Here is a 16,381-nt window from a genome sequence, read left to right on the forward strand (position 1 = left end):
CTGTGTACCAAAAACGGGACCGCCTTTAGCGCCGCGAAGGCTGTCGGCGCGGGCTTTCCTGACGTTCCGGAAAGGAACATAACGTTACAAATTCGCCCGCTGCAGAGTCAGCGGGCGTTCTTCGTCAGCCGTTGCTAGTGAGGTAGCAACCCAACACGACAACGACTCCGGGAGAATCCATGTCTCGAATCATCCGTGCCCTTGTTGCATGCGCGCTGCTCGGCTCCGTCGCCGCCTGCGTGGTAACGCCACCGCCCGCGCCGCATCCGGGCCCGACTCCGCAGCAGATCGCGGACCAGCGTCTGCATCAGGTCGACGGCCGCATCGACAATCTCGCGCACCGTATCGATAACCGCGTGAATCAGGGCTATTACCCGCCGCCGCAAGGCGCCGCGCTGCATCACCGTCTCGAGACGATCCGCCAGGAAGCGCATGACATGGCCGCCCAGCATGGCGGCGGTTTGTCCGCGGAAGAACAGCGCGTGCTGAATCAGGAACTGGACAATGCGGCTCATGCGATCGGCGAGTGAGCCAGCGAGCAAGTGGTCAAACCGAATCGGCAAACGAGCCACCAGGTGAGCCCCCACTACCGCTCATCGTGCGGTCACGGATGGCACCGGGAGAAGCAACTGAAAAGCGCGGGCACCACGGTCCGCGCTTTTCTTTTTGACGCCCCCGAACAGCCACAGCCGGCCCCACACCGCTCCCGGGCCTTTATTTGACAAGCCCCGGCCCGTCGCGTAAATTCGCCGCACGCGTCGGGAGAGCGTGCTGGCAGGCGAAAAATCGCAGGCCGCGCCGCCGAAGGGGCACACCCGCAAACTCTCAGGCAAAAGGACCGACCGCGTCGAAAAACCCGTCTTCCGGCGGCTTTTTCGCACTCTGGAGAGCGGCAGTAGCCATCCGCGTCGCACCTCGTGCACCGCAGGCAGGCTGCCCACCGAAGGGGCGCGCGTTTCACCCGTGACGGATCGAGCTCATTGAGCCAGTCGCGGCGGCGCAATCTCTCAGGTATCGAGGACAGAGGGGTCATGCAGAACCACGCTCGCAGGCACACGGCCGCGAGGCAGTGCGCCGCATGGCCTTTTTTGTTTCGCGAGATGCCCGAGGCCCCATGACCGAACTCAAACACACCCCGCTCCACGCCGCTCACCGCGCGCTCAATGCTCGCATGGTCGACTTCGGCGGCTGGGACATGCCCGTCAACTACGGCTCGCAGATCGAGGAACATCGCGCGGTGCGCACCGACGCCGGCATGTTCGACGTGTCCCACATGTGCGTGGTCGACTTCACCGGCGAGCGCGTCCGCGCGTTCTTCGAATACGCGCTCGCGAACAACGTCGCGAAGCTGCAAACACCCGGCCGCGCGCTCTACTCCTGCATGCTGAATCCGAACGGCGGCGTGATCGACGATCTGATCGTCTATTACTTCGCCGAAGACCACTTCCGCGTGGTCGTCAACGCCGGCACCGCCGACAAAGACATCGCCTGGTTCGGCCAGCTCAACGCGGGCGGCTTCGGTCTCACCATCACGCCGCGCCGCGATCTGGCGATCGTCGCCGTGCAAGGCCCGAACGCACGCGAAAAGGCCTGGCAAACCGTGCCGGCCGCGCGCGCCGCGACTGAAGCGCTGAAGCCGTTCAACGCCGCGCGCGTCGACGGCACGCCGTTCGGCGAGCTGACCGTCGCGCGCACCGGCTATACCGGTGAAGACGGCTTCGAGATCATCGTGCCGGCTACCCACGTCGAAGCGCTGTGGAAGGCGCTCGCGGCCCACGGCGTGCGCCCGGCCGGTCTCGGCGCGCGCGATACGCTGCGCCTCGAAGCCGGCATGAACCTGTACGGCCAGGACATGGACGACAATGTCTCGCCGCTCGACGCCGGCCTCGCATGGACCGTCGACCTGGCCTCGCCGCGCGAGTTCGTCGGCAAGAGCAGCCTCGAAGCCGACGGCTCGCGCGCCGCGTTCGTCGGCCTGATCCTGCTGAAGGAAAACGGCAAGGCCGCGGGCGTGCTGCGCGCGCATCAGAAAGTCGTCACGCCGCACGGCGACGGCGAAATCACCAGCGGCACGTTCTCGCCGACCATGCAGGAATCGATCGCCTTCGCGCGCGTGCCGAAGGGCGTGCTGCCGGGCGACACCGTGCACGTCCAGATTCGCGACAAAGCCTGTCCCGCAAGCGTGGTAAAACTGCCGTTCGTGCGCAACGGCAAGGTGCTGGCGGTCTGAGCGGCCGGCGCACGCCCCTACATTCAAACACTACCGAACATACCGTTCAGGAGCATCCAATGAGCATCCCGGCCGAACTGAAATACACCGAATCGCACGAATGGGTCCGCACCGAAGCGGACGGCACGCTGACGGTCGGCATCACCGACCATGCGCAGGAAGCGCTCGGCGACATCGTCTTCTTCGAAGTCCAGGAACTCGGCAAGTCCGTGACCGCGGGCGACACCGTCGCCGTGATCGAATCGGTGAAGGCCGCCTCCGATATCTACGCGCCGGTCTCGGGCGAAGTCATCGAGGCGAACACGACCGTCGCGGACTCGCCCGAAACCGTCAACAGCACGCCGTACGACAGCTGGCTGTTCAAGATCAAGCCGGCCGCCGATGCGTCGCTCGACCGTCTGCTCGACGCCGAGGCGTACGCGAAGTCGATCGGCGCCTGAGTCGCCTTTTGTTTTAACCGTCAGGCGCGGCGCTCCCACAACGGCGCGCCGCGCCGCCAGGAACACCCATGAAGCTCGAACACCCGGATCGTCTGATGAACCGCACTCCTCTCTCGCTCGCCGCGCTCGAAGTGCACGACGCCTTCGCCGAACGGCATATCGGCCCGGATACGGCCGACCAGCAAGCGATGCTCGAAGCACTCGGCTTCGCGTCGCGCGCGGCATTGATCGACGCCGTCATCCCGAAGACGATCCGCCGCACCGAAACGCTGCCGCTCGGCCCCTTCGCGCAACCGAAGAGCGAAGCCGAAGCGCTCGCCGCCTTGCGCGAGCTCGCGGACAAGAACCAGGTGTTCCGCTCCTACATCGGCCAGGGCTATTACAACGCCCATACGCCGACGGTGATCCTGCGCAACGTGCTCGAAAATCCGGCGTGGTACACCGCGTACACGCCGTACCAGCCTGAAATTTCCCAAGGCCGTCTGGAAGCGCTCCTGAACTTCCAGCAGATGGTCACCGACCTGACCGGCCTCGCGATCTCGAACGCATCGCTGCTCGACGAAGCGACCGCCGCCGCCGAAGCGATGACGCTGCTGCAACGCGTCGGCAAGCCGAAGTCGAACGTGTTCTTCGTCGCCGACGACGTGCTGCCGCAGACCATCGAAGTCGTGAAGACGCGCGCGACGCCGGTCGGCATCGAAGTGAAAGTCGGCCCGGCCGCTGAAGCCGCCGACGCCAACGCATTCGGCGTGCTGCTGCAATACCCGGGCGTGAACGGCGACGTGCGCGACTACCGCGCGCTGACCGAAGCGATCCACGCGGCGGGCGGCCATGTCGTCGTCGCCGCCGACCTGCTCGCGCTGACGCTGCTTACGCCGCCGGGCGAATGGGGCGCGGACGTCGCGGTCGGCAATACGCAGCGTTTCGGCGTGCCGGTCGGCTTCGGCGGCCCGCATGCCGCGTACCTCGCGGTGCGCGACGAATTCAAGCGGCAAATGCCGGGACGTCTGGTCGGCGTAACCGTCGACGCGCAAGGCAACCCCGCGCTGCGTCTCGCGCTGCAAACGCGCGAGCAACACATCCGCCGCGAGAAGGCGACCTCGAACGTGTGCACCGCGCAGGCGCTGCTCGCGATCATGGCGAGCATGTACGCGGTCTATCACGGCCCGCGTGGCCTGAAGACGATCGCACTGCGCGTCAATCGCATCGCCACGCTGCTCGCCGAAGGCGCGAAGCAGCTTGGCTATCAGCTCGTCAACGAAACTTTCTTCGACACGCTCACGTTCGACACCGGCGCACGCACGCAAGCGCTGCACGACGCGGCTACGGCCAGGCGCATCAACCTGCGCCACGTGAGCGCGACGCAAGTCGGCCTGTCGATCGACGAAACCACCACGCGCCACGATCTGGCCGACCTGCTCGCGGTGTTCGCTCAAGCGGCCTTCACGAGCGACGTGCCGCAAGTCGACGCGCTCGACGCAGCGCTCAACGCATCGAACTCTGCGTCGGTGCCGGCCGCGCTCGAACGCACGAGCGCGTACCTGACGCATCACGTGTTCAACCGTCATCATTCGGAAACGGAAATGCTGCGCTATCTGCGCAGTCTGTCGGACAGGGACCTCGCGCTCGATCGCTCGATGATCCCGCTCGGCTCCTGCACGATGAAGCTGAATGCGACGTCGGAAATGCTGCCGGTCACGTGGCCCGAGTTCGGCCAGATCCATCCGTTCGCACCGACCGAACAAACCGTCGGCTACCGCGAGCTGATCGATCAGCTCGAAGAAATGCTGGTCGCCGCGACCGGCTATGCGGCCGTGTCGCTGCAGCCGAACGCGGGCTCGCAGGGCGAGTACGCGGGTCTTTTGATCATCCACGCCTATCACGCGTCGCGCGGCGAAGCGCATCGCGATGTCTGTCTGATTCCCGCTTCGGCGCACGGCACGAACCCGGCGTCGGCGCAAATGGCCGGCATGCAGGTCGTGGTCGTGGCATGCGACGCGCAGGGCAACGTCGATATCGAAGACCTGAAGAAGAAGGCCGCGCAGCACGCCGATAAGCTCGCGGCGATCATGATCACGTACCCGTCGACGCACGGCGTGTTCGAGCAGAACGTCCGCGAAATCTGCGAGATCGTGCATGCGCACGGCGGCCAGGTGTACGTGGACGGCGCGAACATGAACGCGATGGTCGGCCTGTGCGCGCCGGGTCAGTTCGGCGGCGACGTCTCGCACCTGAACCTGCACAAGACCTTCTGCATTCCGCACGGCGGCGGCGGACCGGGCGTCGGTCCGGTCGCGGTCGGCGCGCATCTCGCGCAGTTCCTGCCGAACCAGACTTCATCGGGCTACCAGCGCTCGGAGGATGGCATCGGCGCGGTGTCGGCCGCGCCGTACGGCTCGGCGTCGATCCTGCCGATCTCGTGGATGTACATCGCGATGATGGGCGCGAAGAACCTGACCGCCGCGACCGAAACCGCGATCCTCAACGCGAACTACGTCGCCAACAAGCTCGCGCCGCACTATCCGGTGTTGTACTCGGGCCCCGGCGGCCTCGTCGCACACGAGTGCATTCTCGATCTGCGTCCGATCAAGGACACGAGCGGCATCACCGTCGACGACGTCGCGAAGCGCCTCGCCGACTATGGCTTCCACGCGCCGACGATGAGCTTCCCGGTACCGGGCACGCTGATGGTCGAACCGACCGAGTCGGAGTCGAAGGAAGAGCTCGACCGCTTCATCGAGGCGATGATCGCGATCCGCGAGGAAATCCGCGCGGTCGAGGAAGGCCGCGCGGAGCGCGAGGACAATCCGCTGAAGCACGCGCCGCACACGGCGGCGGTCGTGATCTCGGACGACTGGAAGCACGCGTATGCGCGCGAGACCGCCGCCTACCCGCTGAAGACGCTGATCGCGAACAAGTACTGGCCGCCGGTCGGTCGCGCGGACAACGTGTACGGCGATCGCAACCTGTTCTGCTCGTGCGTGCCGATCGCCGATTACGAGTAAGCAGCGCGAGTCGGCGAGACGTCATGCGCGGCGCTGTGAAGGTCCGTCGGCATCCGCGAGCGGTCCAGCCGCGGTCCTGTCGTTGAAAGCCGCAACCGGCTAACATCACACACCGAATCAGCCTAACGAGGAGTTTCGCATGGCGCGAAAGGTGCGATTGATGCAAAGCCGGGCCGAGGCGGCAGGCGTCCGTCCGTGGCGGCCCGCTTACGCGGTACTGTTGGCCGCAGCGGCCGCGTTGCTGCCGCTGCGCGCGGCGCAGGCCGCGATGAATTTCTGCGCGGCGCCGGCGCTGCAAACGAGCGAGCGCACCAATGCCGACCCCGGCGTCAAGGCGCTCGTCGCCAACGTGCAGGCACATCTGAACGAGCAGCCGCATGCGCTCGCCAAATTGCACACCGAGGGCACGCTGCCGCACGAGGGCATCTACGATCAGAGCGTCGAAGCGGAGAAGGATCTCGACCTGCTGCGCGACGCCGCGCTCGCGTGGCGCGCGACCAGCGACGACCGCTTCCTGAAACTCGTCGACCGTCTGCTGTACGCGTGGGTCACGACCTATCAGCCGAGCTTCAATCCGATCGACGAAACGCGTTTCGAAGGTCTGATCCTCGCGTACGACATGACCGCGAGCGCGTTGCCCGTCAAAACGCGCAACGCGGCGATGGCCTTTCTGACGAAGCTCGCGAACGGCTACATCGCGCAGATCGACGCGCAGCCGCGGCCGCTCACGGGCACGTTCCGCAACAATTGGCAAAGCCACCGCATCAAGCTGATCGCGATGGCGGCATTCACGCTCGACAACCGCAAGATGATCAACGCCGCGCAGCGGCTGTTCGTCGAGCATATCGGCGACAACATCGCCCCGGACGGCTCGACGATCGACTTCGGCGAGCGCGATGCGCTGCACTACGTGACCTACGATCTGCAACCGCTGGTGACGGCCGCGCTCGCCGCGCGCCGCCACAACCGCAACTGGCTGCAAGAAAAGGGCGCGAACGGCGCGACGCTGCTCGCCGCGCTGAATTGGCTCGTGCCGTTTGCTACCGGCGGTCAGACGCATGAGGAATTCGTGCATTCGAACGTCGCGTTCGATGCAAAACGTCGCGAGGCCGGCTTGCCCGGCTATTCGGGTCAGTGGGATCCGAAGAACGCGACGGAACTGTTTCACCTGGCGGCCCGTCTCGATGGACGCTTTACGCCAGTCGCGCTGCAGCTCGCACCGACGCCGCCCGCGTGGCTCGCCGTGTGCTTGCCGCTGCCGGCGCGCTAAACTCTTTATCTATAGGCAGGGAGCAGGACATGGCAGTCAGCGTCTTCGATCTCTTCAAAATCGGCATTGGTCCGTCGAGCTCGCACACGGTCGGGCCGATGCGCGCGGCGCTGATGTTCGTCCAGGGACTCGAGCGCGACGGGCTGCTCGCTTCCACCGCATCGGTGAAGGCGGAGCTGTACGGCTCGCTCGGCGCGACCGGCAAGGGCCACGGCACCGATCGCGGCGTCATGCTGGGCCTGATGGGCGACGCGCCCGACACCGTCGATCCCGAGACGATCGCGCAACGGCTCGAAGCAGTGCGCACGTCTCGCCAACTCGCGCTGCTCGGCACGCACGAGGTGCCCTTCGTGCAGAAAGAGCACATCGCGTTTTATCGTCAGGCGCTGCCCGAGCATCCGAACGGCCTGAAGCTGTTCGCCTTCGATGCGCAAGGGGCAACGCTGCGCGAGTCGACCTATCTGTCGGTCGGCGGCGGCTTCGTCGTGACGGCCGGCGCGCCGAACACGAAGGTATTGAGCGCCGTCGATCAGCTTCCGCATTCGTTCCGTACCGGCAACGAATTGCTCGCGCTGTGTGCGGCGAGCGGCAAGAGCATCGCGCAGCTGATGTGGGAAAACGAGCGCGTCTGGCACAGCGAGGAAGAGACGCGCGCCGGTCTGCTGAAGATCTGGGACGTGATGCAATCATGCGTCGCGCGCGGATGCGGCATCAACAATCCCGATGCCGATGGTCACTTGCCCGGACCTTTCCAGGTGAAGCGGCGCGCGCCGCAGCTGTATCGCGCGTTGACGGGCAACCCTGAGCGCGCGTTGCAGGATCCGCTGTCCATGGTCGACTGGATCAACCTGTACGCGATCGCCGTCAACGAAGAGAACGCGGCGGGCGGGCGCGTCGTCACCGCGCCGACCAATGGCGCGGCCGGCATCATTCCGGCGGTGCTGCATTACTACACGCGCTTCATGCCGGGCGCGAACGAGCAGGGCGTGATCGACTTCCTGATGACGGCCGCCGCGATCGGCATCCTGTACAAGCTGAATGCGTCGATCTCCGGTGCGGAGGTGGGCTGTCAGGGTGAAGTCGGCGTCGCATGCTCGATGGCCGCGGGCGCGCTGGCCGCCGTGATGGGCGGCACGCCGAAGCAGGTCGAGAACGCCGCGGAAATCGGCATGGAGCACAACCTCGGGCTCACCTGCGATCCGGTCGGCGGCATGGTGCAGATTCCGTGCATCGAGCGCAATGCGATGGCATCGGTGAAGGCGGTCAATGCCGCACGCATGGCGTTGCGCGGTGACGGCAGCCACTACGTGTCGCTCGATTCGGTGATCAAGACGATGCGCGAAACCGGCGCGGACATGAAGACCAAGTACAAGGAAACGTCGCGCGGCGGCCTCGCGGTAAATATCGTCGAGTGTTGAGTCGCTGAGCGCGGCATTCAATTGCGTGCGATCGCATCGGAAAAGCGCGGGCCCTGCGGCTCGCGTTTTCATTTGCGCGATCGTGTTGCACGCACGCCGATCGAACAGTTGCGCTGCGCCATGACAGCGCCCACGTGCTCGGCGTAAGCTGTCGAAGCGCCCATCGGCCGTTGTTGCACGTTCCGCCTATGCGGCTACATCCCAACGCACCCACGCACTGCCAGGAGGCTTCTTCGCAATGTCGCTGCCGAATGCTCCCGCTTCCAATTCCGTTATCGCTTCCCATACCGCACGCACGACCGGCGCGCGCCTCGTCGTCGAGGCATTGCTCACACACGGCGTCGAGCGCGTGTTCTGCGTCCCCGGCGAAAGCTTTCTCGCCGTGCTCGATTCGCTGCACGACGAAACCGGGCGCATCCAGACGATCGTCTGCCGTCACGAAGCCGCGGCCGCGAACATGGCCGAAGCGCTCGGCAAGCTGACCGGCCGCCCGGGTGTCGCACTCGTCACGCGCGGGCCGGGCGCGACGCATGCGTCGATCGGCGTTCATACTGCGTTTCAGGACTCCACGCCGATGATTCTGCTGATCGGTCAGTGCGCGCGCGAACATCTCGATCGCGAGGCCTTTCAGGAGATCGACTACCGGCGCATGTTCGGTCAGATGGCGAAGTGGGTCGCGCAGATCGACGACCCGAAGCGCATCCCCGAATATCTGAGCCATGCGTTTCATACGGCCACCTCGGGGAGGCCCGGGCCGGTCGTGCTGGCGCTGCCCGAAGACGTGCTGAGCGATGCCTGCGACGCGGTACCTGGCGCACCCGCTTATCACCGCGTGGCGGCGTCGCCATCGGCCGCGCAGATCGCGAAGCTGCGCGAGTTGCTCGAAGGCGCGCAACGGCCGATGGTGATCGCCGGCGGCAGCGGCTGGACAGCGGCCGCATGCGCGGACCTGCGGCGTTTCATCGAAAACTGGCAGTTGCCGATTGGCCTCGCGTTCCGCTTCCAGGACACCTTCGACAACGAGCATCCGAACTACGCGGGCGACGTCGGTCTCGGCATCAACCCGGCGCTCGCGCAGCGCATTCGCGACGCGGACTTGCTGCTCGCGCTCGGTCCGCGCCTCGGCGAAGCGACGACCAACGGCTACACGCTGCTCGACATCCCGAAGACGAAGCAGACGCTCGTGCACGTGCATCAGGGCGCGGAAGAACTGGGCCGCGTATATGCGGCCGATCTGCCGATCGTCTCGGGCATGCCTGAGCTTGCGGCGATGCTTGCGGAACTGCAACCGTCGTCGTCCGGCAGGCTCGCCTGGGCGGGTGCCGCTGAGGAAGCGCATCGCGCGTATCTGGATTGGCGCAAGCCGCGCCCAATTCCCGGCGACGTGCAGATGGGCGAAGTGATCCAGCAGTTACGCGCCCACTTGCCCGACGACGCGATCCTCACGAATGGCGCGGGCAATTACGCGACGTGGCTGCATCGGCATTTCTCGTATCGGCACTTCCGTTCTCAGCTCGCGCCGACGAGCGGCGCGATGGGCTACGGCGTGCCGGCGGCGCTCGCGGCAAAGTCGCTGTATCCACAGCGCGCGGTGGTCGCGCTCGCCGGCGACGGCTGCTTCATGATGGCCGCGCAGGAGCTCGCGACAGCGATGCAGTACGACCTGCGCGTGCTGTTCATCGTCGTCAACAACAGCCAATTCGGGACGATCCGCATGCATCAGGAGCGACACTATCCGCATCGCGTGCATGGCACCGGCCTCACGAATCCGGACTTCGCGGCATTCGCGCGATCGTTCGGCGCGCATGGCGAAACCGTTGAACGTACCGGGGATTTTCTGCCGGCGTTGCAACGCGCGATCGAATCGCAGCTGCCGGCCGTGATCGAAATTCGCATGCCGCAGGAAGCGAGCACGCCCGCGGCGACGCTCGAGATGATTCGTGAGCAGGGGAGGAAGATGCGCGGGCAGTGAAAATCGCCACGTGGCCTGACAGCGTGTCGAACGCGCCGCCTATAAAAAAACCCCGCCAGAGCGGGGTTTTCTATCAACCGTAGTCAGCAAAAAACTTACTTGCCGCCCACGCTTTGCAGCGTCGTCCACTTGCCATCGACGACCTTGTACAGCGTGATACCACCGTTCTTCAGATCGCCGCGCGCGTCGTACGCGAGGTTGGCCGACGTCACGGCCGGCTTCGACGTCTTGGCGAGCACCGGCAGGTACTTGGCAGGATCGGTCGAGTTCGCGTTCTTCATCGCGGTGAACATCGCCATCGCGCCATCGAACGCGTACGGCGAGTACGTTTGCACGTCTTCGTTGAAGCGCGCCTTGTACTTCTCGACGTATGCCTTGCCGCCCGGCATTTCTTCGAGCGGCAGACCGGCGAGCGAAGCCACCGTGCCGTTCGCCGCATCGCCGGCGAGCTTGATGAAGGTCGGCGTGTGGACCATTTCGCCGCCCATCAGCGGCGCCTTCACGCCGAGCTGCTTCATCTGCTTGACCATCGGTGCTGCTTGCGAATCCGCGCCGCCGTAATAGATCAGATCCGGGTTCGACGACTTCAGCTTGGTCAGGATCGACTTGAAGTCGACGGCCTTGTCGTTCGTGTATTCGCGATCGACGATCGTCGCGCCTGCCGCCTTCGCAGCCTTCTCGAACTGATCCGCAAGACCCTGGCCGTAAGCGGTGCGATCGTCGACGATCGCGATCTTCTTCATGCCGAGGTTCTTCACCGCGAACGTGCCAGCGACCGAGCCTTGCTGCGTGTCGGACGTCATCATGCGGAAAGTGGTCTTGAAGCCCTGCTGCGTGTATTCCGGCGCCGTCGCCATCGCGATCTGCGGAATGCCCGCGTTCGCGTAGATGCGCGAGGCCGGAATCGTCGTGCCCGAGTTGAAGTGGCCCAGCATGCCCTTGATGCCGTCATCCACGAGCTTTTGCGCGACCGTCGTGCCGGTGCGCGGGTCGGCCTGGTCGTCGGCCGAGTCGAGCACGATGCGAACCTGCTTGCCGCCGATCACCGGCTTCGTCGCGTTGAACTCTTCGACCGCGAGCGTGATGCCGTTCTGGAAGTCTTTGCCATAGTGCGCCTGTGCGCCCGTCATCGGACCGGCAAAACCGATCTTCACGTCTTCCGTCGATTGAGCGTTGGCCGTCCCCGCCAGCGACATGGCGGCAACCAGAGCTGCGCCTGCCAGCTGTTTCATTTTGTGTTGCATAGCTTCTCCTTGGTACCAGGTGTGGATGAAGCGGTGTCGGGGTCGCCGTCCCGCTTCCTTTCTATCGAATAAATCGCCGAGGTTCGCTCAACCGATCGTCATCAAATTCGCATTGCCGCCTGCCGCCGCGGTATTCACGCTGACCGAGCGCTCGGTAAGCAGACGCTCGAGCGCATAGTCCTCGTCGCCGCTCGCGAGCGCACGGGCCGCGACGCCCTGCACCGACACGATCGGCCCCGCGCGCTTCGCGACCTCCTTCACGAGCGCGAGCAGCTCATCGCTGTCGCCTTCGAACAGCACGGCGTCGAACGGCGCGTCGGCGCTCTTCTTCACGCTCGCGTGGGCCTTCAGCGACGCCGGCAATTGCGAAACCAATTGTTCACCGGCCGCGCCCTCGAACAACGCACGATTTCCCGTAGCCAGCGCCGCCGCGAACTGCACGCGCGCGCCGCTCGCCGTCGACGCGATACACAGCACCGTGCCGCGCGGGCCCAGCGTGTACGTATTGCGCTCGCCGGTCGGCCCCGACAGTACCGCGGTCGCGCCCGCCGGCACATGCGACAAATAGCCGTCGCAACGCGCGGCAAGCTGCGGCTCGCGCTCGGCGATCAGCCAGTCGCGCAACGCGCTCAGCGCGGCCACCGGATTGTCGCCCTGTTCTGCAGCCTGCGCCGCCTGCGGTACTTCGACCACCAGCGCCTGCGCGAGCGACTTCGGCAAACCAGCCGGACGCGTTGCGAGCAGACGCTGCAGGTATAACGCACCGCCGGCCTTCGGCCCCGTACCCGACAGTCCTTCGCCACCGAACGGTTGCACTCCGACCACCGCGCCGATCACGTTGCGGTTCACGTAGATGTTGCCTACGTGTGCGCGGCTGATCACGTGCGCGATCGTTTCGTCGATGCGCGTGTGGATGCCGAGCGTCAAACCGTAACCCGTCGCGCGAATCTGTTCGAGCAGCTTGTCGAGCTGGCTGCGGCGATAGCGCACCACGTGCAGCACCGGACCGAACACTTCGCGCTTCAGCTCGTCGATGCTGTCGAGCTCGATCAGCGTCGGCGGCACGAAAGTACCCTGCGTCGCGCCCTCCGGCAGCGGCAGTTGCTCGACCTTGCGGCCCTTGTCGCGCATCGCCGCGATGTGGGCGTCGATGCCGCGCTTCGCGTCCAGGTCGATCACCGGGCCGACGTCGGTCGACAGCCGATCCGGGTTGCCGAGCGCGAGTTCGCGCATCGCGCCCGTCAGCATTTCGAGCGTGCGGTCCGCGACATCGTCCTGCAGACAAAGAACGCGCAACGCCGAACACCGTTGACCGGCGGAGTCGAAAGACGACTGCAGCACGTCGGCGACGACCTGCTCGGCGAGCGCCGACGAGTCGACGATCATCGCGTTCTGGCCGCCGGTTTCGGCGATCAGCGGAATCGGCTTGCCATCCGGATCGAGTCGGCCGGACAGCGTCTTGTTGATCAGACGCGCGACTTCGGTCGAGCCGGTGAACATCACCGCACGCGTGCGCGGATCGGCGACCAACGCGGCTCCGACCGTCTCGCCATTGCCCGGCAGCAGTTGCACCGCGCCCGCCGGCACGCCCGCTTCGCGCAGAATTCGCACCGCTTGAGCTGCGATCAGCGGCGTCTGCTCGGCCGGTTTCGCGAGCACCGTGTTGCCGGCCGCGAGCGCGGCGGCCACCTGGCCCATGAAAATCGCCAGCGGGAAATTCCACGGGCTGATACAGACCACCGGACCGAGCGGCCGATGCGTGTCGTTCGAAAACTCGTCGCGGATCTGCGTCGAGTAGTAGCGCAGGAAGTCGATCGCTTCGCGGATTTCCGCGACCGCGTTGGCGAGCGATTTGCCCGCTTCGCGCACCACGAGGCCCATCAGCGTGTGCATCTGCGCTTCGAGCAGATCCGCGGCACGCGCGAGGCAATCCGCGCGCGCCTCGACCGGCGTCGCCTGCCAGATCGGCGCGGCGGCCACCGCATGGCCGAGCGCGGCGCTCACGTGCTCCGCCGTCGCTTCGACGACCGTGCCGACGAGATCACGATGGTCGGCGGGGTTGCGCACGTCGCGCCCGGCGCCGACCGCGATCTGGTTGTCTTCGAGCATCGGCGCGGCGCGCCACGGATGATGCGCGCTCGCGAGCAGCGCCGACGACAGCGACGCGAGCCGATGCTCGTTCGACAGATCGAAGCCCATCGAATTGAGTCGTTCCGCGCCATACAGATTGCGCGGCAGCGGAATGCGCGCGTGCGGCGCGCCGAGCGGCACGATTCTCGACGCTTCCTCGACCGGATCGGCGACCAGCTCCTTGATCGCGACGGATTCGTCGGCGATGCGGTTCACGAACGACGTGTTCGCACCGTTCTCGAGCAGCCGGCGCACGAGGTACGCGAGCAGCGTCTCATGCGTACCGACCGGTGCGTACACGCGGCACGGGCGGTTCAGCTTGTCGCGGCCGGTGACTTCTTCGTAGAGCTGCTCGCCCATGCCGTGCAGGCACTGGAACTCGTACTGGCCGGGGTAGTAGTTGTTGCCTGCGAGCTGATAGATCACCGACAGCGTGTGCGCGTTGTGCGTCGCGAACTGCGGATAGACGGCATCGGGCGCGCCGAGCAGTTTCTTCGCGCAGGCGAGGTACGACACGTCGGTGTAGACCTTGCGCGTGTAGACCGGATAGCCTTCGAGGCCGTCGACCTGCGCGCGCTTGATTTCCGTATCCCAGTACGCGCCCTTCACGAGCCGCACCATGACACGGTGACGGCTGCGGCGCGCCAGATCGATCAGGTAGTCGATCACGAACGGGCAGCGCTTCTGATACGCCTGCACGACGAAGCCGATGCCGTTCCAGCCTTGCAGCTCAGGATCGAAGCACAGCGCTTCGAGCAGGTCGAGCGAGAGTTCGAGGCGGTCGGCTTCTTCGGCGTCGATATTGAGGCCGATGTCGTAGCGGCGCGCAAGGATCGCGAGCGAACGCACGCGCGGCAGCAGCTCGCTCATCGTGCGTTCCTGCTGCGCGCGCGAGTAGCGCGGGTGCAGCGCCGACAGCTTGATCGAGATGCCGGGACCTTCGTAGATGCCGCGGCCGCCCGCGGCCTTGCCGATCGCGTGGATCGCCTGCTCGTACGACGCGTAGTAGCGCTGCGCGTCGGCCTCGGTGGTGGCCGCTTCGCCGAGCATGTCGTATGAATAGCGGAAACCGCGCGCCTCGTACTTGCGGCTGTTCGCGAGCGCTTCGGAAATGTTCTCGCCCGTCACGAACTGCTCGCCCATCAGGCGCATCGCCATGTCGACGCCCTTGCGGATCAGCGGCTCGCCGCCCTTGCCGATCAGGCGCGTGAGCGCCGACGACAGGCTAGTCTCGCTATTGGTCGTCACCAGCTTGCCGGTGATCATCAGGCCCCAGGTCGCCGCGTTGACGAACAGCGACGGCGCCTGGCCGACGTGCGATTTCCAGTCGCCCTTGCTGATCTTGTCGCGGATCAGCGCGTCGCGGGTCGCGCGGTCGGGAATGCGCAGCAGCGCCTCGGCGAGGCACATCAGTGCGACGCCTTCCTGGCTCGACAGCGAAAACTCGTGGATCAGCCCTTCGACGCCGCCGCCCTTGCTCTTCGAGCGCAGCGTTTCGACGAGCTTGCCGGCCATCGCCTGCACGTCGCCGGCGAGGTTGGCAGGCAGACGCGCCTGGCCGAGCAGGAACGGCACGCACTCAGGTTCAGGGCGGCGATATGCGGCGGTGATCGCCGCGCGCAGCACCGACTGCGGTTGCACGTTCTGCGCGAAATCGAGAAACGGATGGGATGCGCCGTCTTCCTCGTTCTCGACCGCCGCGCCGTCGCCGAGATCGGCCGTGCCGGTCGCGCCTGACAGTTCGGGCGGCAACTGGCCGTGCTCGATCTTTTCGAGGTAGGCGAAAATCGCCTGCTTGATCAACCAGTGCGGGGTGCGCTCGAGGCGGGTGGCGGCATCTTTGAGCCGGGAACGCAGGAGGTCGTCGACCTTGACGCCAAGGGTGGTGCTAGCCATGTTTCCTTCTCTGATATCGGGCGCGAGCCTGGCGAAAGACTAAAAGTTGGGCGAATCGTACGCCTCCAAATAAAAAGGTGCAACCAAATCGGCAGGTTGGTTGCACCCCGTCGGAAGCCTTATGGAACATGGGTTTCCGGACGGTGACAGTCAGTCGGACCGGGGTGTTTTCGATCGGTACTTTCCCTGGCGTGATTCTTTTTGAAATAAGCCTTATCAAACGACTTCGCGCGCCGATATACAGAAGCACGAAGACGGACGGCCCGAAACGTCGGTTTCAGGGCACGCAGAAAAGATAAGCGGGGTTCTCGAGGGTTGGTGTAATGGAAAAGTGGCTGGTAATACTGAGCATCTGGGCGCTGTGCGCGGCCTGTGCGGTGTTTTTCATTCGAGGCGCGACAAGGGGCTCGAATCGGCGCGAAGAGGAGCGCAAGCGTGCGAGCGCGGCCTCGCGTGGATCGGCGGGCGATACGCGAAACGCGCTGAACGACTGAGATCAGGAGAGGCGCGCAACGGCTCATGAAGCCGGATGCGCGCGAATGTGGGGATTCGCGACTGGATTGACACGGGGAGTTGCGCCTGAAGATCGCTGTTGGATCAGCGCGGCCCGAGCGACGGCGCAACCGGCTCGAACCGCGCACAGACATCGCCGGGCGATACCAACTGGTCATGCAGACCACACAGTCGGCTATCGGCGACGCTCGCGCCGAACCCTGAACTGAACACGGCAAGCCCTGGGATGCGCTGCTCGAGCGCATCCCGTTCGCTCACGCGAT

Annotated in this window: 10 protein-coding genes and 2 riboswitches; of the genes, 7 read left to right on the top strand and 3 right to left on the bottom strand. The window is 65.5% G+C overall.

The genetic code is table 11. The features are described from left to right. Positions 1–179 precede the first annotated feature (179 nt). The 7 genes from OKW40_RS16095 (at position 180) to OKW40_RS16125 (ending at position 10,335) form a co-directional block, all read left to right on the top strand. On the top strand, positions 180–530 hold the full coding sequence (locus OKW40_RS16095; RefSeq protein ID WP_018418835.1) for a hypothetical protein: 351 nt from the start codon (positions 180–182) through the stop codon (positions 528–530). 219 nt (positions 531–749) lie between these two features. Beyond that, positions 750–851: riboswitch (glycine riboswitch) on the top strand. A 21-nt stretch (positions 852–872) separates the two neighbouring features. Next, positions 873–1,034, top strand: a riboswitch (glycine riboswitch). Between the two features lie 80 nt (positions 1,035–1,114). Beyond that, positions 1,115–2,230 (top strand): glycine cleavage system aminomethyltransferase GcvT, encoded by a 1,116-nt coding sequence (gene gcvT / locus OKW40_RS16100; RefSeq protein WP_429490482.1) that lies wholly within the window; start codon positions 1,115–1,117, stop codon positions 2,228–2,230. 59 nt (positions 2,231–2,289) lie between these two features. Next, complete coding sequence (gene gcvH / locus OKW40_RS16105; protein ID WP_184003117.1) at positions 2,290–2,670, top strand: glycine cleavage system protein GcvH; 381 nt, start codon at positions 2,290–2,292, stop codon at positions 2,668–2,670. Between the two features lie 68 nt (positions 2,671–2,738). Beyond that, a complete protein-coding gene (gene gcvP / locus OKW40_RS16110) occupies positions 2,739–5,675 on the top strand; it encodes an aminomethyl-transferring glycine dehydrogenase (RefSeq protein WP_429490484.1) in 2,937 nt (978 codons plus the stop codon). Positions 5,676–5,814: 139 nt separating this feature from the next. Beyond that, positions 5,815–6,945: an alginate lyase family protein gene (locus OKW40_RS16115; protein ID WP_018418839.1), complete on the top strand. Its 1,131-nt coding sequence runs from the start codon at positions 5,815–5,817 to the stop codon at positions 6,943–6,945. A 29-nt stretch (positions 6,946–6,974) separates the two neighbouring features. Continuing rightward, positions 6,975–8,363, top strand: a complete 1,389-nt coding sequence (locus OKW40_RS16120) for an L-serine ammonia-lyase (protein WP_090802417.1) — start codon at positions 6,975–6,977, stop codon at positions 8,361–8,363. Between the two features lie 238 nt (positions 8,364–8,601). Beyond that, a complete protein-coding gene (locus tag OKW40_RS16125) occupies positions 8,602–10,335 on the top strand; it encodes a thiamine pyrophosphate-binding protein (RefSeq protein ID WP_429407971.1) in 1,734 nt (577 codons plus the stop codon). A gap of 95 nt (positions 10,336–10,430) precedes the next feature. Here OKW40_RS16125 and OKW40_RS16130 read toward each other — a convergent pair whose 3' ends face one another. The 3 genes from OKW40_RS16130 to OKW40_RS16140 form a co-directional block, all read right to left on the bottom strand. Continuing rightward, positions 10,431–11,579: a branched-chain amino acid ABC transporter substrate-binding protein gene (locus OKW40_RS16130; protein ID WP_429490486.1), complete on the bottom strand. Its 1,149-nt coding sequence runs from the start codon at positions 11,577–11,579 to the stop codon at positions 10,431–10,433. An 87-nt stretch (positions 11,580–11,666) separates the two neighbouring features. After that, complete coding sequence (gene putA / locus OKW40_RS16135) at positions 11,667–15,605, bottom strand: trifunctional transcriptional regulator/proline dehydrogenase/L-glutamate gamma-semialdehyde dehydrogenase (RefSeq protein ID WP_429490488.1); 3,939 nt, start codon at positions 15,603–15,605, stop codon at positions 11,667–11,669. Between the two features lie 597 nt (positions 15,606–16,202). Further along, positions 16,203–16,376, bottom strand: coding sequence for a hypothetical protein (locus tag OKW40_RS16140; RefSeq protein ID WP_260321177.1), 174 nt, complete (start codon positions 16,374–16,376; stop codon positions 16,203–16,205). Between the last annotated feature and the right edge of the window lie 5 nt (positions 16,377–16,381).

Source organism: Paraburkholderia sp. RAU6.4a (genome assembly GCF_050435625.1).
GTDB classification, from domain to species: Bacteria; Pseudomonadota; Gammaproteobacteria; order Burkholderiales; family Burkholderiaceae; genus Paraburkholderia; species Paraburkholderia tuberum.